The sequence below is a fragment of the Teichococcus vastitatis genome (assembly GCF_003604215.1).
Taxonomy (GTDB): Bacteria; Pseudomonadota; Alphaproteobacteria; order Acetobacterales; family Acetobacteraceae; genus Pseudoroseomonas; species Pseudoroseomonas vastitatis.
In genome coordinates this window covers 15,122-37,046 of the sequence record NZ_QXGS01000014.1, presented here as the reverse complement: position 1 = coordinate 37,046, position 21,925 = coordinate 15,122, and the positions used below count along the sequence as shown (strand labels likewise).

Genomic DNA, 21,925 nt, shown 5'->3' with positions numbered 1-21,925 from the left:
TCATCGGGTGACGGATGGCGGGCACGGGAAAGGTCCCCGGGCCGCCTGATCCGGGCATGCCACCAGAGCATCGGGATTTTCCCGGACAGCGCTGAGGTGGCAGCCGAAGCCGCCACCTCGCCACGGTGTTGGATCAGGCGATCCAGAAATCCTGCGCCGTCAGCGCCAGATCACGGCCCAGGAAGCCGATGCGCACGGCATCGCCACCTTCCGAACCGTTCTGGTCATAGTAGAGGTTGCCGTTCTCCGCATCGTACAGCAAAGCCGCGGCATCATCGCCGCGCAGCGCGAAATCATCCTCGGACAGCGCACCCGGCTTCCCCAGGGCCGTGAACACCTCCGCGGACAGTTCCAGCCGATCTTCGCCCACGGTGAAATCGGCGATGCGCTGAAGCGTGCCTGGCTCCAGCGTGCCGAAGACGAAGGTGTCGCTGCCGGCGCCGCCCTGAAGACGGTTATTGCCAGCGCCACCCGCCAGACGATCATCGCCTGCGCCGCCGAGCAGGCGGTCATCGCCGGCTCCGCCGCGCAGATCATCGTTGCAAGCGCCACCAGCCAGCAGATCATCGCCCGTGCCGCCGCGCAGCAAATCACGGCCCTCACCGCCATCCAGACGGTCGTCGCCGGCACCGCCCCGGAGCTCATCCTCGCCGGCCAGGCCGCGCAAGCGATCATCGCCGGCGTTGCCGATCAGCACGTCATCGCCCTCATCGCCTTGCAGGCGGTCGTCGCCGGCTCCGCCACGCAGCACATCATCACCTGCCAGGCCACGGATCACGTCATCGCCGGCGTTGCCGCTGATCAGATCTCCCGCATCGGTGCCGGACAGCCGATCATCTCCGTCGGTGCCATCCACGGGGACCGCTGGAAGATCGCCATCGACCGGCACCGTATCCTCCCGCAGCGCCAGGTTCTGGATGCGCTCATCCTCCACCGCGCCGGTATCGGCCTGACGGAAGGCAGCTTCCGCCGTGCCATGCTTCGCCGCGAGATACTCGGCCAGGGCGTCCTGCTCGGTGCCGCTGTCGGCGAAACTGGCGGCGCCCTCGTCAAGGGCCCCGTTGTCGAGGAGGTCGGTCCGCTCATCGGCGTAGAGGCCGATCGGATAGCCGTCCCCGCCATCGGCCAGGAAGCTGAGCGTCACCATCTTGATGGCACGTCCGGCATCGCCGACCAGCGCACCGTCGGCGACCACGGTGTCGAGCACCGTTCCCGCATCGTCGAGGATCGCGAGGTTGCGGATCCGGGTGCCGGCCGTAGCGACGCTGCCATCCTCGTTCAGCACCTGGGCCGTGCCAGTGGGATCATAGCTGAACGACACGCCGCCGACCTGGCCGAACGACCCCGGCGTTGCTCCCTCGGCCACACCGGCCACGGCATATTCGAAGATGCGCGCCAGCTCCTCGGCACTGACCGAAACAACGGACAGGGCATTGTTGAAGCGCAGCGAGTTCTCGATATCCAGCTGACTGATCGCGCCTTGGGGCTTGCCGGCATCCGGATTGGCGCCCGGCGGCAACTCGCCGGCCTCGGCACCCGTGCCGATGGTGCCGATCTCGGCGCGGATGCCACCGCCGTTCTTGATCGACACGGTGACTTCGTCATCGACCTGCTTGGCGACGTAGAGATTCGCATCGGCAGACAGGTTGCCGAGGTTGGTTTCCTCCGTGCGGACCTCCGCCCGGCGGCCTTCCAGAAATACCTCGGTGAAGCCGAACAGGTTGCCATCCTTGGTGTTGATGACCCCCCCGATGGCATCCGTCAGGGCCGTCACCTCACCGCCGCGGCTTCCTTCGGCATAGGCGTCATCCGTGCCCCACAGCGCGGACACGGCTTCCTCGTTCACCGCGTAGGCGCCCGAGCTAGCCGGATCGAGGCTGTCCGGGACGATGTGACCCTGTTCATCGAAAGTGACCTGCAGGCGGCCGACATAGCTGTATTCATTGCCGGTGTTGACTACGGCAACGCTGTTGCCATCGGCGCCGGTGACCAGCACGGGATAATCCTGCGCCGCGACGTCACCGGGCTGCAGCGCATCACCGGCATCGGCAAACACGGCATGGCTGCCGCCGGCGATGATGACATCCACACCGGACAGCTTGGCAGCCAGATCCAGTTCCAGCTGATATTGCTGCAGATGGCTCAGCAGCACGATCTTGTTGATGCCTTGGGCCGCCATTTCGTCAACCAGGGGCTGCAGGATGGTGGCCAACTCATCGGTATTATCGACACCGCCATCGCCGGACGGGTCCAGCAGTTCAACACCGCCCGGCGAGGAGATGGAGGCGAGCAGCTGGGTGGTCACGCCTAGCACACCGATCGTTTCGCCACCCTCGGTGATGGTGGTCCAGGGAGCGATCTGCGGCGCGGCGGCCTCCGCCGCAAGCGCCTCGGCGGAGGAGAGATCCCCGGCCGTGGTGGCGTAGTCGGCGGCGTTCAGCAGCAACTCGGTGTAGATCGCGGCCAGCCCGGCCTCTCCACTGAAATCTAGGTTGGCCGAAAGATAGGGGAACAGCGCGCCGATCGCGCTCACCTCGCCTTCATCCTCGGCAAAGCCGATGGCGTCCGCGACGACGTTGGGTCCGAGATCCCATTCGTGGTTGCCGAACACGCTCGCCTCGACACCGATGGCGTTGAGGATGGCGATGTCGGCGGCGGCCGGGCTCAACGACAGGCCGGCCAGTTGCTCCTTCGGCACCCCCAGCAGCCAGGCATAGAGATCCTGGTACTCGTCCTCCACGGAGGCATCCGAGCCGGCGGCGAGGAATGGGCCAGGCAGGTAGTTGTCGCCGGATGAGAGCGTGATGCTGTTCTCCGCCTCATCCTCCAGCTTGTCGACGATCGCGGCGAACTGGCTGGCGCGATCCACGGCGGCCAGGCCGCCCTCGAAGTCGGAGGCATGCAGGATCTGCAGCGTGAAGTCGCCCTCCGCCGGCGCCTCCGTTTCGAGCCGGTGCGCCGTGACGATGCCGGACCCCTCATTCGGCGCGATCAGCATCGGGCCGCCCACAGCGCCCGGTGCATCCTCGGCAGCGACGAAGTGGATCACCTCCGGCGCGTCATCGGTGGGAATGATGCCGGCATATTCGACCTGGTCGGGGCCGTTGATGGCGAAGGCCATCACCGAATCCGCCCGCTCCAGAGCCAGGAAGGCGTAGAGCTGGCCATTGATCGTGCCCATGGTGACGCTCTCCGGCTCCGGACCCTTGCTGTCGGAGCGGCCGTCATCCAGCAATTCCGGCGCGTCCTGCGCCAGCATGCGTTCCATCATGTCGCCGGCGTCGTAGGTCTGCTTCAGACCATCCTCGGTCACTTCCCAGATCGAAAAGGAGCGTGCGCCAAAGCTGTAGAGCTTGTCGAAATTGCCATCGCCGTCGACGTCGCCATCGGCGGTGGAGATTTCCAGCCGGCCCAGCACGTCATCCTGCTGCAGCGCCGCGGCATCCGGGAAGGCCTCCGGGTCCAGCACCACCTCGCCGATGCGCGCCACATCGCTGTAATCGCCCCACTCGGCGGCATCGCCCTCATTGGCGGTGATCAGGTAGGTCTTGCCTTCCAGCGTGAAGCTGGCAAGGCCATCGGGCATGTACAGCCCGTGCAGGGGAGCGGTGACGACGTTGCTGGCTTCGTCCGCGTCGGTGGTGTCGAGGCCCTGCCCCTCCACCGAGTGGTCCTTGGTGCCAAGCCCATGGACCGCGGTGAAGCGGCCGCTGGCGATGTCCAGCACACCGATGGCGTTGTTCTCCTGCAGCGTCACGTAGGCGGTGGCGCCATCCGGGGACAGGGCGATGTATTCCGGCTCCAGATCCGTCCGGGCAGTGATTTCCTCAACACCGGTGATGCGCACACCATCGGCACGGAGCGCGTCCGTGTTGAAGCAGTCAAAGCCGGCAAAGCGGCTCTCGCCGGTCGCGACGTCGATGATGGCGATCCCACCGACCGGATCGCCGGAAGCCCCGGCGCCGTAGCCGTCGTTGGGCTCACCTTCGATCGCAACCAGAAGCTGCTTCCCGTCAGGGGTGAAAGTCACCATGTCCGGGACAGCGCCGACTTCCGTGACGCGCAGGAGTTCGGCCGAGCTGCCATCGGCATTCAGCTGATAGAAGGCGACCACACCATTGCCGCCAGCCTCGGCACTGTCATAAGAAGCCGCCACCACGTCGCCATGCACAGCGACACTGTTGCCATTGCCGAGATCGCCGAGATCGCTGGCAGGCAGAGAGAAACGCGGCGTACCGTCGGCAGCGTTCAGCGCCTGGACGCCTTCCGGCCCGAGGATCAGCGCGAGGCCGCGCTGGCTGTCATAGGCGCTCACTTCAGCGCCCCCTGCGAGCCCTGCTCCGACGTCCGAAGTCCAGAGCAGATCCTTGCCGAGCGTCGCCATGTTTCTTCCCTTCCGGAACTTGATCGGAAGCGGCAGAGTTAGTCGAGACTTACTGATCGTACATGCATGGTTCCATGACAATGCGATGGCTTCACAAGGCCTTACTTCAAGTCTCTGGTCACCACATTCCACTATTCAGTTTACTGGAAGTCCCTGGAGGCATTCTCGCTGTGGCGGCCGATCAGTTGACTGAACATGCTGCCGGGACACCCGCATGATGAGTGCCTTCTCGCTGATCCGAGGCAGCGGAAGGCCCGGGACACGGGTTGCGTCGGGCCCGCTCCATGCGCCGAAGCCGCGGAGTTCCGGGTCACCTGGGGCGCTGGTGGCAAGGCGAATGGCGATGCGCCGGCGGATGCCGGCCTCTCCGGCTGGCCGGCGAATCTCCGCATGAGGGCAAAGGCATGTCAGGGCCGATGGCCCGGGTCTCCCCACAACCGCCAGCGCATCCGGACGATCGGTCGAGCGCATCAATCCGGAGTGTGGGATCGAGCCGGCGAACATCGGTGACCTTCCCGATCATGCGTCGGCGTCGCGGCTTTCCAGATCGGGCTGTTCGCGGATCGCTCCCTTGCCGGTTACGGCGCGAGTCCGGCCTTTACCGCAGACGGCACCTGTGTTGCCGCGCTGCCATCCGACGCAAGAGCGATTTCCGCCTCCAGCGCCTCCAACGCGAAGGGCAGGGAAAGTACACTGCCAAATGACAGAGCCGCGGCGGCGAGCGGGCTTGTCAGTACTTCCCGCCCTTCGACATGGGCGCGCAGGAAGCGCCTCAAGGGCAGCGATACGATCTCCGGCACCTGCCCGAGCGAGGAAACCCAGAGCAGAAGATCCGCATCGAGCGGGGAAAGATCTTCCGGCGAGAGGGGAGCGAAGAAGCCCTGCGTCCGGCTCAGCCTGCCCAATGCAGCCGGAGCAACGAAGCCGAGTTCGGAAAGGAAGCGGCTACGGGTATCCTCCGGCATGAACACGCCGCTTTCGCCGCCATGATTGTATGCGGCCACGGCGCTGCGCCCGGCCCATTCCGGATGGCGTGCGCGGGCGGCGGCGAAGGTTTCGCGCAGTCCGGCGATGAGCTTCTCCGCCTGGGATTGTCGTTCCAACGCCTGGCCGAGGCTTTGCACCACGTCATGCCAGGCCATGCCGAAGGGGGGCCGATCGGCGGAGTGCATCAGTACCGGCGCGATGCGGGAAAGAACGGCGTATTGTTCCGGCGAGATTCCGGAGCCGATGCCGATAATGAGATCGGGCTCCAGCACGGCAACGGCCTCGACCGAGATCTCCCGCGGCAACAGGATCGGCTGCTGAGGACCGCTGGCCAGTGGCCGCGCCCAGGGCCAGAGGCCGCCAGGTTGGTCCCCAAACCAGTGTCGGAGCGCGACAGGCATGACCCCAAGCGCCAGAACCGTATCATGCGCGGTGAAGCCCAGGGATACGACCCGGCGCGGCGGCGCAGGCAGCAGGATCTCGCCATAGGCGTGACGGATGCGAGTGCCGCTACCGGCCAAGGCAGGTGCGGCGAGGCCGCCGGCAAGGGCGGCGAGTACTAGACGGCGGCCGACAGGCCGAAGAGGCCACGCCGTGCTCCATCCAGTGGAAGGAGCCGGCGGCGGCCCGACGGGCCCGTATGGGATCCGCGCGCTCCTCAGTGCCGGTCCTTCCTGGCGGCCTTGGCGGCGTTGTGGCTCGCCAGAACAGAGGCGAGACCCGGCCGCTTGCGGAGGTTTGCCCTGCGCTCGGCCTCCCGTGCTTCCTCCTCGGCGCGCCGCTGCGCGATTTCGGCTTCCCGCTCCGCACGTTGGCGGGCGACCTCGGCTTCCCGGGCCAGGCGGCGGGCGGTGACGCGAGCTTCACGGGCCTGAGCGATTTCCAGGCGCTCGGCACGACGCGCGGCGACTTCCGGATCGTCCGCAGCGGGCCGGTTGCGGAAGGCCTCCAGCATCGCCTGCTTGGCCTTGGCCGCGTCCTCCAGACGCTGGGCAATGGTTCCGGATTTTGCTTTGGCCATGACAAGTGCCGACTTCTGAAAGGAATGGAGGGATCGATCCGCGCGGTCATATACTGCTGGCCCGCTTGCACGCCAACTCCGTTCCGCATCTCATTTCTGATTGCGCAGGGATCAGTGCTCGACATGTGCCCGACTTGTCCGCCGGCAGCATTCCGTGAAAATCGCCCCGGCACCCGGCGGTCATCCCAGATGCTTCGAACCGCGTCTCCCGCACCGTATCCGGCAACGGGTGTGTCCGGCTCAGTCTGCCGCAGCGCCTCCTGTGCCACCTTGCGCGCCATTTGGAAGATCAGCGTAGTCGCAGGGGCAGGATAGCCCGCCTCGAGCAGCACGGCGCGCAGATGATCAAGGCGCTGTTCCAGCCCGTGCTGGAATTCCTGTGTCGGACAATCGGGCAGGTGATCAGCGCCGCCGGCACCAACCTCCCCCGGCAGATGAAAATCGGTCTTTTCGTGCGGATCGGATATGGAGCTTTTCTCCAGAGGTTCAGCCGGAAAACGGTTCCGGCCGCTTCGAGTTTATGATCCGGAACTTGATTGAAAGGTTTCCGCCCGTACCGCGCCGCTCCAGCGCAAGCCGGCTTGCTGCTCCCGGCTGAAGGAGACTGCTCGGCGGCGGACAACGCCAGTACACCCGTCCGGATCCTGCCTTCGTGCCGTGGTGGGGCGGCCAGCCGCGTTCTCGAGGCCCGGCCTCCAGGTCAGCCTCCTCGGCTTCGCGGCACGGCCAGCGCATCGGGCACAGTATAGGCCCGGACGTTGGGCGGCAGATTGATGTGATGTCCTTGCGGGTACGTCACCTCGGCTGCCGCCTCGACGGCAGGGCCGGTCGCGGCGCCGAGGACCACCGATCCGGAAAGAAGGAGAGACCTCGCTGGCACAGCCGTTTTCCTTTCTGCGCGCGTCAGGACAGGTGGCGAAGCGCGTCACGGCGTCCCGCCAAGCCGGCCGGCCATGCTCGCTGCGAGCGGCGGGGAGATCTGCAGGGGTGGGGACGATCAGTGTCTGGGAAATCGGGAGCCGAATCCGCTGGCTCGTCCAGATTTCATCACGGCGTCGGCAGGGGGGAAGTGCAGCCCGCGCCTGGGTTCGGCATAGCCACGCCGCGACACCGGGCCAAGCGTCGGACTGCGCCGCATCCGAGGCTCTCCCGGCTTCTGCGGCCACCCAGCCTTGCGCCGAAATGGGACGATCGCGCCCGCCGGATCCGTCCCGATGACATCATGCCCGGCGCGAGCCTGGAACTGCATCCTTGCTGCGACCTTTGGAAAAGCTGATAGGCATCGACCATCGTGCGGCCGCACCCGCCGGCTCATGCCTTGGCGAGGCCCAGCGCCCGCAGCAGCTCGGCGGCTGTTGTCGCGTAATCGCGCGCGAAGCGGTCGGCTTCCTCCGGCGTTTCCCACATCGCCACGATACCACGTTGCGCCAGCATGCTGCGCACTTCGGGCCGGGCCTGCGCCCGCGCCGAGGCCTCGAGGATGCGGCGGTGCAGTTCCTCCGGCAGGCCGCGCGGCGCCACCAGGGCGAACCAGTTCTCGAAGGTCCAGTCGATGCCCTGTTCGGTCAGCGTCGGCAGGTCGGCCAGGATGTCCAACCGGCTCCGGCCCATCACCGCCATGCCGCGCGCCTGGCCCGCGTCGATCAGCCCCTTGCCTTCGATGGGTGAGCAGGTGGCCAGGCTGATGCCGCCTGCCACAACATCCTGCATGGCCGGGGCGCCACCCTGCGAGGGCACCCAGCGCACCGTGTCGGCACTCATCCCGCCCGCGCGCAGCAAGCCCGCCAGCGCGATGTGCCAGGAGCCGCCGATCCCGGACCCGGACGCCGTAAACTGTCCCTTGCGGCCTGCCTTGATGGCGTCGAGCATGTCCTGCACCGTGCGCCACGGGCTGCCTGCCCTGACCGTGACGCCTGCCGGGATCGTCGCGAGACGGGAGAGGATATCGAAGTTGTCCGGTGAGATGTCGGACATGCCGAGCGCCCGGAAATAGGAGAACTCGGAACTAGCCACGCCGAGCGTGTAGCCATCCGGCCGGGCCATGCTGATGGCGCTATGCCCGACGACGCCGTTGCCGCCGGTGCGGTTCACTACATTGACCGGCGTACCGATCTCCTGCTCCAGGCCGGAGACGAAGATGCGGGTCACGCTGTCTGCGCCGCCTCCAGCCGCCCACGGAACCATCATCGTGACGGGCCTCGCGGGCCACGCCTGTGCCCGGGCAAGACGTGGCGCGGCCAGCAAACTGCCGGCAAGCAAAGGCAGATGCCGCCTGTACATCGCAGATCACTCCCCTTCGCCGTGGCGGGCTGGCCCCCATACCGGAACCTTCACGACGCCACGACCGTCAGAACTTGTCCGCCGGCGATCCCCAGGGGTCAAGCAAAAGGCTCCGGGCCGACCAGGGCCAATCCCTCATGCCCCACCATTCATGCCGATGTTGAAGCGAGGCCGCGTGCGGCTGCATGATCTCCACCGAGGTGCAGGCCTCCCTCGCCAAGGGCAGCAGCCGATCCCTCTGATGGACCGGAAGCCGTCCGCCCGATGGCCCGGTTTCGCGAGGAGCGGAACGTCAACACCGGTGAAGCCGGTGAAAGACTCACCGCGAAACGTTCATCATGATCCGGTTCCCGATGCAGCCGCCGGATCGTCGGGGTTCCAGTCGCGGGCCGCGTGTCCGGATGGAGCTTCGAGCACCTCCCGCACCTTTTCAACCAATGCTTCCGCAACGGGGGAGAGCGAGCGGTCGCTGCGGCAGATCAGGCTGACAGCGCGGCGGATCGGCGGATTGCCGATCGGCCGGACCGCCAGTTCCGGTGCCATCCTGATCTCGGCGGCCGAGGACGGGATCAGAACAATTCCCAGGCCGGCACGCGCCATGCTGACCAGGGTGCCCATATGCACCGCCTCCTGCGCCGCGGCGACGATGTGCCCGGCTGCCGCGAAGGCATCATCCACCAGCCGGCGAATGGAACTGTCGGCCTCCAGCAGCAGCAACCGCTCCCGGGCCAAGGCGGACAGGGGGATGGCCGACAGTGCCGCCAGGGCGTGGCCGGGCGGCAACACCGCCAGGATCTGGTCCTCGAACAATCGTTGCAGCGACAACTCCCCGCCAGGCTTCAGATCCGTCGCGATGCCGAGATCCACCTCCCCGGCGCGGACGAGGTCATAGACCTGCCCGGTCACGGCTTCGCGGACCCGCACCTGCAGACTGGGATGGCTCTCGCGAAGCCGCGCGATCGCGCCGGGCAATACGCTGGACGCCACAGACGGCAGGGCCGCCAGCCGCACCATGCCGCGGCGGCGGGCCGCGAGGTCCTGCAGCCCGGCAATGGTGTGGTCGAGTTCTTGCAGCAGGGGCTCCAGCGACCGGGCCAGCTCACGACCGGCTGCGGTCGGCTCCGCGCCCTTCGGAATGCGGTCCAGCAATTTCAGTCCCAGGCTGTCCTCGAGCTGACGGATCTGCACGGTCAGCGCCGGCTGGGTGATGTTCAGCAATCCTGCTGCGCGGGTGAAACTGCCGTAGCGCAGCACCGTGCTGAAGGCGCGCAGCCCCTTGAGTGTTACTGCCATCAAAAATCTTTATCGCACAGGAAAATCATTTCAATTGATTTATGGGGCTTCGAAGGTCCGAACTCCGCTCGAAACGCCCCATCGAAAAGGGCGACAACGGAGAGGATGCCGATGTCCACGATGACGGAACGCCGATATTTTGTTCGGGCGGAGGATGTGCCCGGCTACAGTCCGGCCAATCACACCGGCACGGTGAACCGGCGGCTGATCGGACCGGAAACGGTGGGGGCCGAGACCATGGAGGTGCTGCTCGGCAGCATCGAGCCAGGCCAGGGAGCTGCGCCGCATGCGCACCCCGGCATGGAGCAGGCCTGCTACATCCTTTCCGGCCGTGCCCGTGCCGAAGTGGGTGGCCAAAGCCGCGAGATCGGGCCTGGTGAGATGTGCTTCTTTCCGGCCGGCGAGGAGCACATCTTCACCGTCGTCGGCCCCGAGCCGGTGAAACTGCTGGTGATCTATTCACCACCGTATGGCGAGGACCCTGCCAAGGTGATCCGCCACTTGGCGGGGCTGCAGGCATGACCCGCCGCCGCAGCCTGCTCCGGGCCGCCGCGGCGCTGCCAGCCCTGCCGCTGCTCGCGCCCTCCCGGACCCGCGCCCAGGGCGGCAGCAGCCGGAGCGCCGAATGGAAGCCAGACCGCTCGATCACCCTGGTGGTCCCCTTTGCTGGGGGCAGCGGCACCGACGCGGTGGCCCGCATCCTGGCCGACCTGCTGGGCTCGCGCCTCGGCGTGCCGGTGGTGGTGGACAACCGTGCCGGCGCCAATGGCACCATCGCGGCCGCGCATGTGGCGCGCGCGGCACCGGACGGCACAACCCTCTTCGTCACCACCAACACCACCCATTCCGCCAATCCGTCGCTGATGAAGCACATCGATTACGACCCTGTCGCGGACTTCACGCCGGTCGCGCGGGTGGGAAACCTGCCCTTCATGCTGGTGGTGGGCGAAGCCGTGAAGGCGCGGAGCGTGCGCGACGTGCTGGAGATGGCGCGCCAAGCCCCGGGCCAGGTCAGCTACGCCAGCGGCAACAGCACCGGCATCGTGGCCGGGGCGACGATGGCGCGGATGGGCGGCGTCCAGATGCTGCACGTGCCTTATCGCAGCACACCGCCGGCCATGACGGACGTGATCGCGGGCCGCGTCACCTGCATGTTCGTCGACATCGCCGCCGGCCTCGCCAACACCCAGGCCGGCAAGCTGCGCGTGCTGGCGATGAGCACGAAGGAGCGCTCGGCCCTGATGCCGGAGGCGCCCTCCATGGCCGAGGCTGGATTGGCAGGCTTCGACATCAACTCCTGGAACGGTGTCTTCGGTCCCGCGAAGCTGCCGCCGGAGGTCGTCGCGACGCTGAACACCGCGATCCGCGAGGCGATCGGCCGCCCGGAGGTCAGGCAGCGCTTCGCCGCCATCGGCTTCGAGGCATTTTCCGGCCCGCCGGCGGAGCTGGACGCCTTTGTCCGCGCCGAGCTGGTGAAATGGCGCGACCTGATCGAGGCGGCCGGGATCGAGAAGGAATGACCGCCCTCGCCGGGCTGCGGGTGCTGGATGCCAGCACCGTGGTGATGGGGCCCTACGCCACCCGGTTGCTGGCCGATCTGGGCGCTGAGGTGCTGAAGGTGGAGCCGCCGGAGGGCGACGTGATCCGCCGCGCCGGCCAGGGCGGCGCCATCTTCGCCCATCTCAACCGCGGCAAGCGCGGCGTGGCACTGGACCTGAAGGCGCCGGACGGGCGCGAAGCCTTCCGTGCGCTGGCGGTGGGGGCCGACGTGTTGGTGCACAACATGCGTCCCGAGGCCGCCGCGCGCCTCGGGCTGCGGCAGGAGGATCTGGCGACGCTGAATCCCCGACTGGTGGTGGCCTGCGCCTATGGCTATGGCGCGGGCGGCCCTTACGCCGCGCGCCCGGCCTATGACGACCTGATCCAGGCGGCGAGCGGGCTGGCGGACACCATCGGCCGCGCCGCCGGCGGCGACCCGCGCTACGTGCCGCTGACGCTGGCGGACCGCGTGGTGGGCGCGCACCTGGCCTTCGCCATCGCCGCCGCCATCGCCTGCAGGGACCGCACGGGCGTGGCGCAGCAGGTGGAGGTGCCGATGTTCGAAACTTTCGCCGATCTGGTGGCCGGCGACCACCTCGGCGGGCTCAGCTTCGATCCGCCCGAGGGCGGCCCCTATTACGCCAGGCTGATGTCGCCGGAACGCCGCCCCTACCGCTCGCGTGACGGATGGATCGCGGTGCTGCTGTACAGCGATGCGCATTGGCGCCGCTTCTTCGCGTTGATCGAACGGGAGGACCTGCTGGAAGACCCGCGCCTCGCCAGCCACGCGGCGCGGCAGGCCAATATCGACCATGCCTACGCGCAGGTGGCCGCAGCCCTCGCGCATCGCGACACGGCGGAATGGCTGCGCCTGCTGTCCGAAGCGGACATCCCCGCCGCGCCGGTCAATGACATCGCCGCCCTGCGCCTGGACCCGCACCTCCGGGCCACCGGCTTCTGGCGGGAGGTGCCGCTGCCGGATGGCGGCACCCTGAACACCACGGCCCCCTTCGGCCGCTGGTCCGCCACGCCGCCGGCCCCGCCCGGCCCGCCGCCATCCTGGCCGGCGCCCGGCAGCGCCGCCTGGGAGACCCGCTGATGGATTTCTCCCTTTCCCCCGACCAGGAGGCGCTGCGCGAGGCGATCGCGCGCATCTGCGCCGGCTTCGGCGACGAATACTGGCTGGCCCGCGACAGGGACGGCCTCTTTCCGCGCGAATTCTGCGCCGCCCTGGCGCGCGACGGCTGGCTCGGCATCTGCATTCCGGAAGACTATGGCGGCGCCGGCCTCGGCATCACCGAGGCGGCCATCATGATGCAGGCCATTGCGCAATCCGGCGCCGGCATGACGGGCGCCTCCGCCGTGCACATGAACATCTTCGGGCTGAACCCGGTGGTGGTGTTCGGGACGAAGGAGCAGAAGCGCCGCATGCTGCCGCCCTTGGTGGCGGGGCAGGAACGCGCCTGCTTCGCCGTCACGGAACCCAACGCCGGCCTCGACACGACGCAGCTGCGCACCCGTGCCGAGAAGCGCGGCGACCGTTACGTGATCAACGGCCAGAAGATCTGGATCTCCACCGCGCAGGTGGCCGAGAAGGTGCTGATCCTGGCCCGCACCACGCCGGTCGAGCAGGTGAAGCGCCGGACGGAAGGGCTGAGCCTGTTCTACACCACGCTCGACCGCCGCCGCGCCGATGTGCGGGAGATCGAGAAGATGGGCCGCAAGGCGGTCGATTCCAACGAGATCTTCTTCGACAACATGGAGGTGCCGGAGGAGGACCGGATCGGCGAGGAAGGCCGCGGCTTCGAATACATCCTACATGGCCTGAACCCCGAGCGCATCCTGATCGCGGCCGAGGCCGTGGGACTGGGCTTCGTGGCGCTGGAGCGTGCCACCGAATACGCCAAGGATCGGCGGGTCTTCGGGCGTCCCATCGGGCAGAACCAGGCCATCCAGCACCCGCTCGCCGCCAACTGGATGGAGCTGCAGGCGGCGCGGCTGATGATCTTGCAGGCGGCCTGGCGCTACGACCAGGGCATGCCCTGCGGCGCCGAGGCCAACGCCGCCAAGTACCTCGCCGCAGAAGCCGGCTTCAAGGCCTGCCAGCAGTCGGTGATGACGCATGGCGGCTTCGGCTATGCCCGCGAATACCATGTGGAACGCTTCCTGCGCGAGGTCATGATCCCGCGCATCGCCCCCGTCAGCCCGCAGCTCATCCTCTGCTTCATCGCGGAAAAGGTGCTGGGGCTGCCGAAATCCTACTGACGGGACCTGTGCAAAGGAGAACCGGCATGGCCGGCTTGTGGTTCGAGGAAATGACCGAGGGGCTCATCATCGATGCCGAGTGGCGTCGCACGGTGACGGAAGCCGACAACACCCTGTTCTGCGGCATGACCATGAATGTGGCCCGGCTGCACCTCGATGCCGAATACATGAAGAACAGCGAGTTCGGCCGCCCGTTGACGAATTCGCTGTTCACCCTGGGATTGATGATCGGCATGAGCGTGCACAACACCACCAATGGCACCGCGATCGCCAATCTCGGCATGACCGATGTCCGCTTTCCCGTGCCTGTCTTCGCCGGGGACACCATCGGCGTGCGCACCACCGTGCTGAGCGCCCGCGCCAGCAAGTCCCGCGGCGATGCCGGCATCGTCACGCTGCTGCACGAGGCCTACAACCAACGGGACGAGGTGGTGGCGCGCTGCGACCGCGCCGCGCTGATGCGCCGCCGCCCGGCGGAGGCGGCGTGATGCGGCTGCGCAACCTGCTCTTCGCGCCCGGCGATTCCGTACGCAAGAGGGATAAGGCCTTGGCCAGCGCCGCCGATGCCGTGGTGCTGGACCTGGAGGACTCGGTCGGGCCGGACAGCAAGGACGCCGCACGGGAACAGGTCGCCGCCCTGCTGCCCGGCCGCGCCCGGCGGGAAGTGGTGGTGCGGGTCAATGCGCGCGCCACTCCCTGGTATCTGCGGGATCTGGCGGCCGTGATGCCGGGCGCGCCGCTGGCGGTGATGCTGCCGAAATGCACCGGCATGGCCGACATCCTGGCATTGGATCACCACCTGGAGGCGCTGGAAACCGCCGCCGGGCTGGAGGTCGGGCAAACCGGTATCCTGGCGCTGGTGACGGAAACGGCAGCCTCCCTGCACGGGCTGGATTACCGGGGCGCGCCGCCGCGCCTGACGGCGCTGTGCTTCGGGGCGGAGGACCTGTCCTCCGATCTTGGCGTGGCGGCGCGGGATGCGGCGGGGCGCTACGCCGCGCCGGTGCAACAGGCGCGCGCCGCCCTGCTGTTGGCCGCCGGTGCCGCGGGGCTGCCCGCCCTCGATACGCCATTCCCCGATCCGCGTCAGCCGGAAGCCCTGGTGCGGGAAGCGGCCGAAGCCGCGCGTGATGGCTTCGCCGGCAAGCTCTGCATCCATCCAGACCAGATCATGCCGGTGGTCAGGGCCTTCACGCCGGACGCGGCCCGCCTGGGCTGGGCACGCAGGGTGGAGGCGGCCTTTGCGGCCCGGCCAGATGCCGGCGTGATCTCGCTGGAAGGGCAGATGGTGGAAGGGCTGCACCTCCGCCTGGCGCGCCGCATCCTGGACGCGGCGCAGTAGCGGGAACCCCAGCAACCGAGACACTTCCCGCTCAGCATCGATTCACCGCGGGCGTCCGGGCGGCCATTTTCCCGGCTCCCGGCGCGGTGGGGTCCGCCGCCTCTACGCAGCCGGTCACCGGATCCGATGTCGGCAGGCGGCGCCCTGCAGCGGTGCCGCGCCGATCGCCTATTCCCGCCACGGGCGACGCTGCCACAGCGCCCTGGCGGCGGCGTCATTGGCCATCACGAAGGCCTGGTACTCCGCACCCACGATCGGCCGCAGGGGCAGGTTCAGCCGGGCGGCCTCGGCCTTGAAGGGTGCGCCGTCCAGGGCCGCGCCGATGGCGGCTGTCAGCCGGTCGCGGATCGCGGCAGGCAGCCCGGGCGGCGCGACGAGCCCGCGGGCGGAGCCGCCGATCACGTCCAGCCCCTGCTCCCGGAAGGTCGGCACATCGGGCGTGCCCGACCAGCGTTCCGTGCCCCCCTGGGCCAATGCGCGGGCGCGGCCCTCGCGCAGCAGCGGAAAGCCCTCCCCCATGTTGAGCGAGCCAAGTGCCAAGCGATCGCCGATCAGGTCGGTGATGATCGGCGGGGTGCCATTGTAGGGAATGTGGGACAGGCGGACATCCGCCGCCGCCTCGAAGGCCAGCCCGAGCAGGTGGTCGTCCGAACCGACGCCGGCCGTGCCATAGGCCAATTCCGCCGGCCGCTGCCGCGCCGCTGCGCGCAGGTCATCCAGGCTGCGCCAGGGCGAGTCCGGCCGCACGAAGAATCCGCCGGGATCGTCCACCACATTGGCCAGAAAGGTGAAGTCGGCGATCCGGTACTGGGGCTGGCGCTCGATCGCGATGGTGTTGGCGGCCGGGGTGGTGAGGGCGCCGAGCGTGTAGCCATCCGGCGCCGCGCGGAAGATCGCCTCGAAGCCGAGCTGCCCGGCGGCGCCGACTCGGTTCTCCACCACGAAGCGGGCTCCCGGCAGGTGCGTCTGGACGTGCTGCAGCAGCACGCGCGTCATGACGTCCACGCCGCCACCCGCGGGAAATGGCACGATCGCCAGGATGGGGCGCTCGTTCGGCCATTCCGCGGCATGCGCGCTCTTGGCCAGGGTCTGCGCGGCGGCCAGCGCGAAGACGCCGAGGGCGCCGCGGCGGCGCAGCGAGAAATCGGTCATGGCATTGCTCTCCGTGTGTCGACGGCTTTCCGCCGTTCCGTCAGCGTGTCGCGGCGAGACCCGAAAGCTCCGCCACCAATTCGCCCAGGGCCGACGAATCCATCCCCCCGCGCCCGCTGTTCACCAGCGCCTCCAACATCTGCGCCGCCGTGGCGGTTGCGGGTGCGAAGACGCCGTGGTCGCGGGCGGCGGCCAGCGCCAGCCGCATGTCCTTGCGCATCAGCTCCGCCCGGAAGCCCGGCGTGGTGGTGCCTTCGATGATGCGCTTGGCATGGTTCTCCAGCACGAAGGAGCGGGCGGAGCCGCCCAGCAGCGCCTGCCGCATGGCCTCCGGTTCGAGCCCTGCCTTGCGGCCCAGCGCCAAGGCCTCGGCCACGGCCTGCAGCGTGGCGGCGACCAGCAGCTGGTTGGCCGATTTGCAGACCTGCCCCGCCCCGGCAGGCCCGAGATGCGTCAGCTTGCCGCCCACGGCGCGCAGCACCGGTTCGGCTGCGGCGAACGCGCCGGCATCGCCGCCGACCATGCAAGTCAGGGTGCCGTCGCGCGCGCCGGCGGGACCGCCGCTCACCGGGCTGTCCAGCAGAAAGGCGCCGCGGTCCCGCGCCAGCCGGTCGGCGAAGGCGGCCGTGGGCGCGGCGGCGATGGTGCTGAAATCCACCACCACGGCGCCGCGCTGCACGGTTTCCGCCACGCCAGCCGGGCCGAAGAGCACGGCCTCCACGTCGGACGTGTCGGGCAGGCAGAGCGCCACACAGGCGGCATCCCGTGCGGCCACGGCCGGCGTATCGGCCCAGGCGGCACCCGCGTCTTCCAGCGAGGACGCCTTGCCGCGGCTGCGGCTGCTGATGGTGAGACGGAAGCCCGCGCGCAGCAGGTTGGCCGCCATGGCGGCGCCCATGACGCCGAGGCCGATGAAGGCCACGGGCGCGGGCGGGGCGATGGGTTGCACGGTCATCGATGTCAGCTCCTGCGCAGCGCGGCGCGAATGTCGTCCAGCAGGGTGTCCATCGCCGTCTGGAAGCCCGGTCCATCGGCATAGCCATCCGCTTCGCCGAGGCGCTCCAGGAAACGTCGCCACGCCGGCGCGGCCATGCCCTGGCGAAAGCGGTCGTGGTAGAAGGCTACCATCTCGTCCGTCATGCCGGCGGGGCCGACCCAGCCCTTCTGGTTGTCGGCCACGACGTCAAAGCCGAGCTCGCGCAGCGTCGGCACGTCCGGCTGGGACACGGCACGTTCGGCTGAGGCCACAGCGATCGGCTTGATGTCTCCCGAGGCGACGAGGCCGCCCAGCTCGTCCGAGGCCTGGACGCCGAGGTCGATGTCGCCGCTCAGCAGCGCCTGCGCCACAGGTCCGCCGCCGGTATACGGCACATGCAGGAACTCCAGCTTGGCGCGCTGCTCCAGCATGATGAACAAGGAATGCGACAGCGTTCCGGCGCCGGCAGAGCCGTGGGTCATCCGACCGGGCTCGGCGCGCGCGGCCGCGATCACCTGCTGCATCGTGGTGAAGCGGCCGCCCTTGCCCCGCACGCAGATGAAGTGCGGGTGACGTGTCAGCCGGATCACGGCGCGGAAGGACTTTTTGGGATCATAGGGCACCTCCCGGTGTGCGGGCAGGGAGGTGCTCTCGCTGCCGCCGGCCAGCAGCAGGGTGTGGCCATCCGGCAAGGCGCGGGCCACCTGTTCCGCCGCCAGGGCGCCGCCCGCCCCCGGTCGGTTCACCACCACCATGGGCTGCGGTATGAACGGCGCCGCGGCCTCGGCCATGATGCGGGCGATCACGTCGCTGCCGCCACCTGGCGCGAAGCCGACGACGAGCTGGATCGGCCGGGTCGGCTGCCACCCGCCGCCCTGCGCCCGCAGGATGCGCGGTGCGCCCAGGGCCAGGGCCATGCCACCCAAAGCAAGGCGCCGGTTGATGAGCTTCATTGATGGATTCCTTCCCCCCGTGACGGCGTGTTCGCCGTGCTACATTGCCCGCAGCAGGTAGTCGGCGCCGCAGCGTGTGCAGATCTCGCGCAATTGCCGGTCCAGCGCCGCCGGGACCGGAATGCCATCGCGTGCGCGGCGGGTGCGCTCCGCCTCCTCCGGATCTCCCGGCACCAGTACGGGGCGCGACGGGTCTGCCGGGGCCGAGCCGCGCAACGATGCCGCCATGCCCGCCAGTTCATCCTCAAAGCCGCCCTCCGGCCGAAGGGCCCGGGGGTCGAGAGCGAGAAAGAAATGGCCGATATCGTCCGGCTCCGCCGCGCCGCGCGTGCCGGAGCGCAGCGGAGCGAAGGCGGCGCCGGTCAGCGTGGCTGACAGGATCTGCACCATCAGCCCGAGGCCGTAGCCCTTGTGGCCGCCGGTTGCCTCGGCACCGCCCAGCGGCGTGATGCCGCCGCCGGCCCGGCGGAAGATCACGTCCATGGCTTCCACAGGGTCGGTCACGGTTGCGCCGCGCTCATCGGCCACCCAGCCAGGCGGCACCGGCTTGCCGTTCAGCTCATAAACCTTGACCTTGTTGGCGGCGACGGTGGTGGTCGCCATGTCCAGCACGAAGGGCGGGCCACCGGTCATCGGCGCCGCGAAGGCGATGGGGTTGCTGCCGAGCAGCGGAACCGTGCCTCGCGTCGGCACCATCAGCATCGTGCGGGCGGAACTGGTGATCAGCGCCACCAGCCCCCGCGAAGCGGCAAGGCGGGCATAATAGCCCGCCGCCCCGAAATGATGCGAGTTGCGGACCCCCACCGCGCCGATGCCACCCGCCTCGGCCTTGTCGCAGGCCAGTTGCATGGCCACGACCGCCACGGGGTGACCGAGATTGCTGCCGCCATCAACCAGCGCCAGGGAGGGCAGGTCCCGCACCAGGCGGGGCCGGGCCTGGAGGTCCACCTGCCCCCTCTGCTGCAACCCCTCATACATCGTCAGCATCGAGATGCCGTGGCTGTCGACGCCCATGAGGTCGGTCTCGACCATGGCCTCGGCCGTGGTGTCGGCCAGGTCCCCGGGCATGCCCCAGCGCTGCAGGATGCCCAGGATTTGCCGGCGGACGCTATCCGCGGCGACCCGCAGCACGCCCGGGGCTTCGGACGGACCGGCCATTCAGCGCGAAACCTGACAGCCTTTCGCGGCCAGGCTTTCCTGGACCCAGACGCGGTCCCAGGTGCCGGCGGCGATGGCCGCGGTGGCTTGCACCTCCTTGGCGGCGTGCGCCTCAGCGGCGGCAATGACGGCGGCGGCGTCCGCCCGGGGGATGACCACCACGCCGTCCTCATCGGCGGCGATCAGGTCCCCCGGCATCACCACCTGCCCGCCGCAGGAGACGGGATAGCCGATTTCGCCTGGCCCGTCCTTGTAGGGGCCGGCGGGCGTCGCGCCGCAGGCCCAGACGCCGATATCCATCTTGCCGAGGTTGTCGATGTCCCGCACCGCGCCGTCGATGATCAGGGCGGCGAGGCCGCGACGCGTGGCGTGGCCGATCATCAGGTCGCCCGCGACCGCGATGGACAGATCGCCGCCGCCGTCGCAGACCACCACATCGCCCGGCTGCGCAAGGTCGATCACCCGGTGCAGCATCAGATTGTCGCCCGCGCGCACGCGCACCGTGACGGCATGCCCGACGACGCTGCGCTGCCCTCCAAAGGCGCGAAACCCGCCGCGCATGGCCTGCATGCGGTTCATCACGTCGCCGATATTGGCGACCGGCAACGCCGCAGCGCGTTCGATGAGGGCCGGGTCGCGGGACATCTCGCGTTCGGACACACGAAAACCAATGGTCATGGGACGATCCTCAGATGCTGATGCTGCAAGGGTGACAGTGTGAGACGACTCGCTCAGGCCGGGATGCTGCCATCGAGCGTGTCGAGCATGCGGTCCCGGCCGAGCATGATGTGGCGCTCCGCGACCTCTCCGGCCGCGGCCACGTCATGGGCCGCGATGGCGGTCAGAAGGCTCTCGTGCTCCCGCAATGACAGGTCGAGCTGCGCCGGATGCACCAGCGAGCGCCGCCGGAACAGGTGCAACCCCTTGACTGCCTGATCATAGGCGAGCGCCATCGGCGCATTGCCGCCTGCAGTCAGCACAGTCGCATGAAACTCCAGATTGTAGGCGTAGTAGTCCGTGAAGCGCCCAGCTGCCGCCGCTTCTGTCATCCGATCATTGAGGTGCTTCAATCGGATTTTGTACTCAGGGAGTGCACGGCGCGCGGCCAGGCGGGCCGCGCCGCGGAACAATGCGGCCCGCAGATCATACAGATCCAATGCGTCCTTCACGGAGACCTGCCTGACCAGGACTCCCCGGTTCGGAATGATCTCCAGCAATCCTCCCTGCTGCAGGCCGCGGACCGCCTCCCGCAAGGTGCTCCTGGAAATGCTCAGCCTTCGGGAAAGGGCCAGCTCGTTGAGCCGCTCTCCGGGGAGGACCTCACCTCGGAGGATCATGTCCTCAATCCGACGCGCGATGGCATCGACGCCCTTATCACCCTTGGGTTCCGTACGGTCCGATCCGCTGGTCCGGGCTGATGGGGAAGCAATCATTCCCGAATTGTCGACAATCTTTGCTGAGTTGGCAACACATGATTGCAGCTGCAGTGGAGGTTGATCGCCGGAAGATATTTGCCGGCTCCGAGATCTTTTTATTCAGGTTAACAGTATTAGGCGCCTCGTATTGAATAACTGATCATGCGATCTACAGAAAAAGCTATCTTGCTGTGTATATCTTGATGCTTTTCATAGAGTAAAAAACAATGGAGCCGCGCTTCCCGCGCGGCTCCATGTCAACAAAACGGCACCTCGCGAGCCGGAGAACTAACGGCGGCGGCTCCGCTTGTACATGCCCCAAAGGCTTCGAAGAATGGCGAGGTTGCGGAACAGACGAAGCATGGAAAATCCTCCTTGAAGTTCGACCTTGCGGTCATCCGATACCATCAACAGGCCGCAGCTTCGAATGTTGCGGCCGGGACCTGACCGTTCTGATTGTTCAGGCGAACGGGATCATTCGTGGCTGCTTGGCGACAGCCTGAGCGGAGAGTTTCACGTCTCGTCATCATCCATCGGAACCAGGAACACCACTTCCATGCCGTCTTCATCGTCCTCTTCCTCGGCGGCATCGTCCTCATCCAAATCCGACTCATCCAGGGCATCATCACTGTCATCGAACTGAGCCATTTCATCTTCGGATGCGGGCCGGAGATTGAGCGACGCCTGACCGTCCCAGAGCGGAGTTCCCTTTGTGCGCAGGCGTTGAAGATCCTCCCGAAAGGCCTCGCTTTCGATGATCTCGCGGGCATCGCCCTCCTCCGCATCGATCACTGCTACGGGCTTGCCGCCGATCTCAAGCGTGAACATGGCTGCGTTTCTCCTTAAGGATGCACCGCTTCAACGCAGGTGTGTCCAGTTCGTTGGAAGCGCCGAAAAGCAGCATGACCTTCGTTCCAGGGCCGGAGGCCCGAACCGTGCCGAGTTATCCCTGAAGGGTCGGGCAGAACGGGTTGGATCTGCACCGGACCGTAACTCGGGCGCCGTTCCGTGACGGAACACAAGCCACAATCCGCTTCCGTTCCGCGCTTCCCTGCAGGCGGTCCCGGATGGAGCGCGCTGACATCAGCGGACTCGGGTTCATGTAACAAAGCTGCATCCGATCGCCGGCTCCGCTCCCTCGCCTCGAACCGCAGTTCCGA

At 68.0% G+C, this 21,925-nt stretch carries 19 protein-coding genes; 7 read left to right on the top strand and 12 right to left on the bottom strand.

Going from position 1 to position 21,925, the window contains the following annotated elements; all coding sequences use genetic code 11:
* Positions 1-133: 133 nt before the first annotated feature.
* From D2K64_RS15630 to D2K64_RS15620, 3 genes are all read right to left on the bottom strand, one after another.
* The gene (locus D2K64_RS15630; RefSeq protein ID WP_120009314.1) at positions 134-4,384 is read right to left on the bottom strand and encodes a choice-of-anchor I family protein; all 4,251 of its coding nucleotides are present in this window, start codon (positions 4,382-4,384) and stop codon (positions 134-136) included.
* A gap of 578 nt (positions 4,385-4,962) precedes the next feature.
* Positions 4,963-5,772: an ABC transporter substrate-binding protein gene (locus D2K64_RS15625; protein WP_238384223.1), complete on the bottom strand. Its 810-nt coding sequence runs from the start codon at positions 5,770-5,772 to the stop codon at positions 4,963-4,965.
* Between the two features lie 257 nt (positions 5,773-6,029).
* Complete coding sequence (locus D2K64_RS15620; protein WP_120009312.1) at positions 6,030-6,392, bottom strand: DUF6481 family protein; 363 nt, start codon at positions 6,390-6,392, stop codon at positions 6,030-6,032.
* A 341-nt stretch (positions 6,393-6,733) separates the two neighbouring features.
* Between D2K64_RS15620 and D2K64_RS15615 the strand changes: the two genes are divergently transcribed.
* Positions 6,734-6,916, top strand: coding sequence for a hypothetical protein (locus D2K64_RS15615; protein ID WP_120009311.1), 183 nt, complete (start codon positions 6,734-6,736; stop codon positions 6,914-6,916).
* A 787-nt stretch (positions 6,917-7,703) separates the two neighbouring features.
* Here D2K64_RS15615 and D2K64_RS15610 read toward each other — a convergent pair.
* Together D2K64_RS15610 and D2K64_RS15605 are read right to left on the bottom strand one after the other, a co-directional pair.
* Entirely contained in the window at positions 7,704-8,540 is an 837-nt protein-coding gene (locus D2K64_RS15610; protein WP_202910686.1) for a tripartite tricarboxylate transporter substrate binding protein, read from the bottom strand.
* A 468-nt stretch (positions 8,541-9,008) separates the two neighbouring features.
* The gene (locus D2K64_RS15605) at positions 9,009-9,965 is read right to left on the bottom strand and encodes a LysR family transcriptional regulator (RefSeq protein ID WP_120009309.1); all 957 of its coding nucleotides are present in this window, start codon (positions 9,963-9,965) and stop codon (positions 9,009-9,011) included.
* Between the two features lie 111 nt (positions 9,966-10,076).
* On the opposite strand from D2K64_RS15605, the gene D2K64_RS15600 reads away from it, so the two are divergent.
* Genes D2K64_RS15600 through D2K64_RS15575 form a run of 6 tightly spaced genes read left to right on the top strand, consistent with a single transcriptional unit; the run spans position 10,077 to position 15,111 of the window.
* Positions 10,077-10,487, top strand: coding sequence for a cupin domain-containing protein (locus D2K64_RS15600; RefSeq protein ID WP_202910685.1), 411 nt, complete (start codon positions 10,077-10,079; stop codon positions 10,485-10,487).
* Positions 10,484-11,485: a Bug family tripartite tricarboxylate transporter substrate binding protein gene (locus tag D2K64_RS15595; RefSeq protein WP_120009308.1), complete on the top strand. Its 1,002-nt coding sequence runs from the start codon at positions 10,484-10,486 to the stop codon at positions 11,483-11,485. The genes D2K64_RS15600 and D2K64_RS15595 overlap by 4 nt, the downstream gene beginning before the upstream one ends.
* Positions 11,482-12,603, top strand: a complete 1,122-nt coding sequence (locus tag D2K64_RS15590) for a CaiB/BaiF CoA transferase family protein (protein WP_120009307.1) — start codon at positions 11,482-11,484, stop codon at positions 12,601-12,603. Before D2K64_RS15595 ends, D2K64_RS15590 begins: the two co-directional genes overlap by 4 nt.
* The gene (locus D2K64_RS15585) at positions 12,603-13,769 is read left to right on the top strand and encodes an acyl-CoA dehydrogenase family protein (protein ID WP_120009306.1); all 1,167 of its coding nucleotides are present in this window, start codon (positions 12,603-12,605) and stop codon (positions 13,767-13,769) included. Before D2K64_RS15590 ends, D2K64_RS15585 begins: the two co-directional genes overlap by 1 nt.
* Positions 13,770-13,795: 26 nt before the next feature.
* Positions 13,796-14,257 carry a MaoC family dehydratase gene (locus D2K64_RS15580; RefSeq protein ID WP_120009305.1) on the top strand — a complete coding sequence of 154 codons (462 nt, stop codon included), beginning with the start codon at positions 13,796-13,798 and terminating at the stop codon, positions 14,255-14,257.
* A complete protein-coding gene (locus D2K64_RS15575; protein ID WP_120009304.1) occupies positions 14,257-15,111 on the top strand; it encodes an HpcH/HpaI aldolase/citrate lyase family protein in 855 nt (284 codons plus the stop codon). Before D2K64_RS15580 ends, D2K64_RS15575 begins: the two co-directional genes overlap by 1 nt.
* Before the next feature lie 168 nt (positions 15,112-15,279).
* Here the strand turns inward: D2K64_RS15575 and D2K64_RS15570 are convergent, their stop codons facing one another.
* From D2K64_RS15570 to D2K64_RS24455, 7 genes are all read right to left on the bottom strand, one after another.
* Positions 15,280-16,263: a Bug family tripartite tricarboxylate transporter substrate binding protein gene (locus tag D2K64_RS15570; protein WP_120009303.1), complete on the bottom strand. Its 984-nt coding sequence runs from the start codon at positions 16,261-16,263 to the stop codon at positions 15,280-15,282.
* Positions 16,264-16,303: 40 nt separating this feature from the next.
* Entirely contained in the window at positions 16,304-17,218 is a 915-nt protein-coding gene (locus D2K64_RS15565; RefSeq protein WP_120009302.1) for an NAD(P)-dependent oxidoreductase, read from the bottom strand.
* 5 nt (positions 17,219-17,223) lie between these two features.
* The gene (locus D2K64_RS15560) at positions 17,224-18,192 is read right to left on the bottom strand and encodes a Bug family tripartite tricarboxylate transporter substrate binding protein (RefSeq protein WP_120009301.1); all 969 of its coding nucleotides are present in this window, start codon (positions 18,190-18,192) and stop codon (positions 17,224-17,226) included.
* A gap of 39 nt (positions 18,193-18,231) precedes the next feature.
* Positions 18,232-19,350, bottom strand: a complete 1,119-nt coding sequence (locus D2K64_RS15555; RefSeq protein ID WP_120009300.1) for an Ldh family oxidoreductase — start codon at positions 19,348-19,350, stop codon at positions 18,232-18,234.
* The gene (locus tag D2K64_RS15550) at positions 19,351-20,028 is read right to left on the bottom strand and encodes an RraA family protein (protein ID WP_120009299.1); all 678 of its coding nucleotides are present in this window, start codon (positions 20,026-20,028) and stop codon (positions 19,351-19,353) included.
* A 53-nt stretch (positions 20,029-20,081) separates the two neighbouring features.
* Positions 20,082-20,783: a GntR family transcriptional regulator gene (locus D2K64_RS15545; RefSeq protein ID WP_120009298.1), complete on the bottom strand. Its 702-nt coding sequence runs from the start codon at positions 20,781-20,783 to the stop codon at positions 20,082-20,084.
* A 495-nt stretch (positions 20,784-21,278) separates the two neighbouring features.
* Positions 21,279-21,593, bottom strand: coding sequence for a hypothetical protein (locus D2K64_RS24455; protein WP_157985876.1), 315 nt, complete (start codon positions 21,591-21,593; stop codon positions 21,279-21,281).
* Between the last annotated feature and the right edge of the window lie 332 nt (positions 21,594-21,925).

Bases quoted from the DNA above. Each gene is read 5' to 3' on its own strand.
- D2K64_RS15630 (WP_120009314.1), bottom strand. From the start codon at position 4,384: ATGGCGACGCTCGGCAAGGATCTGCTCTGGACTTCGGACGTCGGAGCA.
- D2K64_RS15625 (WP_238384223.1), bottom strand. From the start codon at position 5,772: ATGCCTGTCGCGCTCCGACACTGGTTTGGGGACCAACCTGGCGGCCTC.
- D2K64_RS15620 (WP_120009312.1), bottom strand. From the start codon at position 6,392: ATGGCCAAAGCAAAATCCGGAACCATTGCCCAGCGTCTGGAGGACGCG.
- D2K64_RS15615 (WP_120009311.1), top strand. From the start codon at position 6,734: ATGATCAAGGCGCTGTTCCAGCCCGTGCTGGAATTCCTGTGTCGGACA.
- D2K64_RS15605 (WP_120009309.1), bottom strand. From the start codon at position 9,965: ATGGCAGTAACACTCAAGGGGCTGCGCGCCTTCAGCACGGTGCTGCGC.
- D2K64_RS15600 (WP_202910685.1), top strand. From the start codon at position 10,077: ATGTCCACGATGACGGAACGCCGATATTTTGTTCGGGCGGAGGATGTG.
- D2K64_RS15595 (WP_120009308.1), top strand. From the start codon at position 10,484: ATGACCCGCCGCCGCAGCCTGCTCCGGGCCGCCGCGGCGCTGCCAGCC.
- D2K64_RS15590 (WP_120009307.1), top strand. From the start codon at position 11,482: ATGACCGCCCTCGCCGGGCTGCGGGTGCTGGATGCCAGCACCGTGGTG.
- D2K64_RS15585 (WP_120009306.1), top strand. From the start codon at position 12,603: ATGGATTTCTCCCTTTCCCCCGACCAGGAGGCGCTGCGCGAGGCGATC.
- D2K64_RS15580 (WP_120009305.1), top strand. From the start codon at position 13,796: ATGGCCGGCTTGTGGTTCGAGGAAATGACCGAGGGGCTCATCATCGAT.
- D2K64_RS15575 (WP_120009304.1), top strand. From the start codon at position 14,257: ATGCGGCTGCGCAACCTGCTCTTCGCGCCCGGCGATTCCGTACGCAAG.
- D2K64_RS15570 (WP_120009303.1), bottom strand. From the start codon at position 16,263: ATGACCGATTTCTCGCTGCGCCGCCGCGGCGCCCTCGGCGTCTTCGCG.
- D2K64_RS15565 (WP_120009302.1), bottom strand. From the start codon at position 17,218: ATGACCGTGCAACCCATCGCCCCGCCCGCGCCCGTGGCCTTCATCGGC.
- D2K64_RS15560 (WP_120009301.1), bottom strand. From the start codon at position 18,192: ATGAAGCTCATCAACCGGCGCCTTGCTTTGGGTGGCATGGCCCTGGCC.
- D2K64_RS15555 (WP_120009300.1), bottom strand. From the start codon at position 19,350: ATGGCCGGTCCGTCCGAAGCCCCGGGCGTGCTGCGGGTCGCCGCGGAT.
- D2K64_RS15550 (WP_120009299.1), bottom strand. From the start codon at position 20,028: ATGACCATTGGTTTTCGTGTGTCCGAACGCGAGATGTCCCGCGACCCG.
- D2K64_RS15545 (WP_120009298.1), bottom strand. From the start codon at position 20,783: ATGATTGCTTCCCCATCAGCCCGGACCAGCGGATCGGACCGTACGGAA.
- D2K64_RS24455 (WP_157985876.1), bottom strand. From the start codon at position 21,593: ATGTTCACGCTTGAGATCGGCGGCAAGCCCGTAGCAGTGATCGATGCG.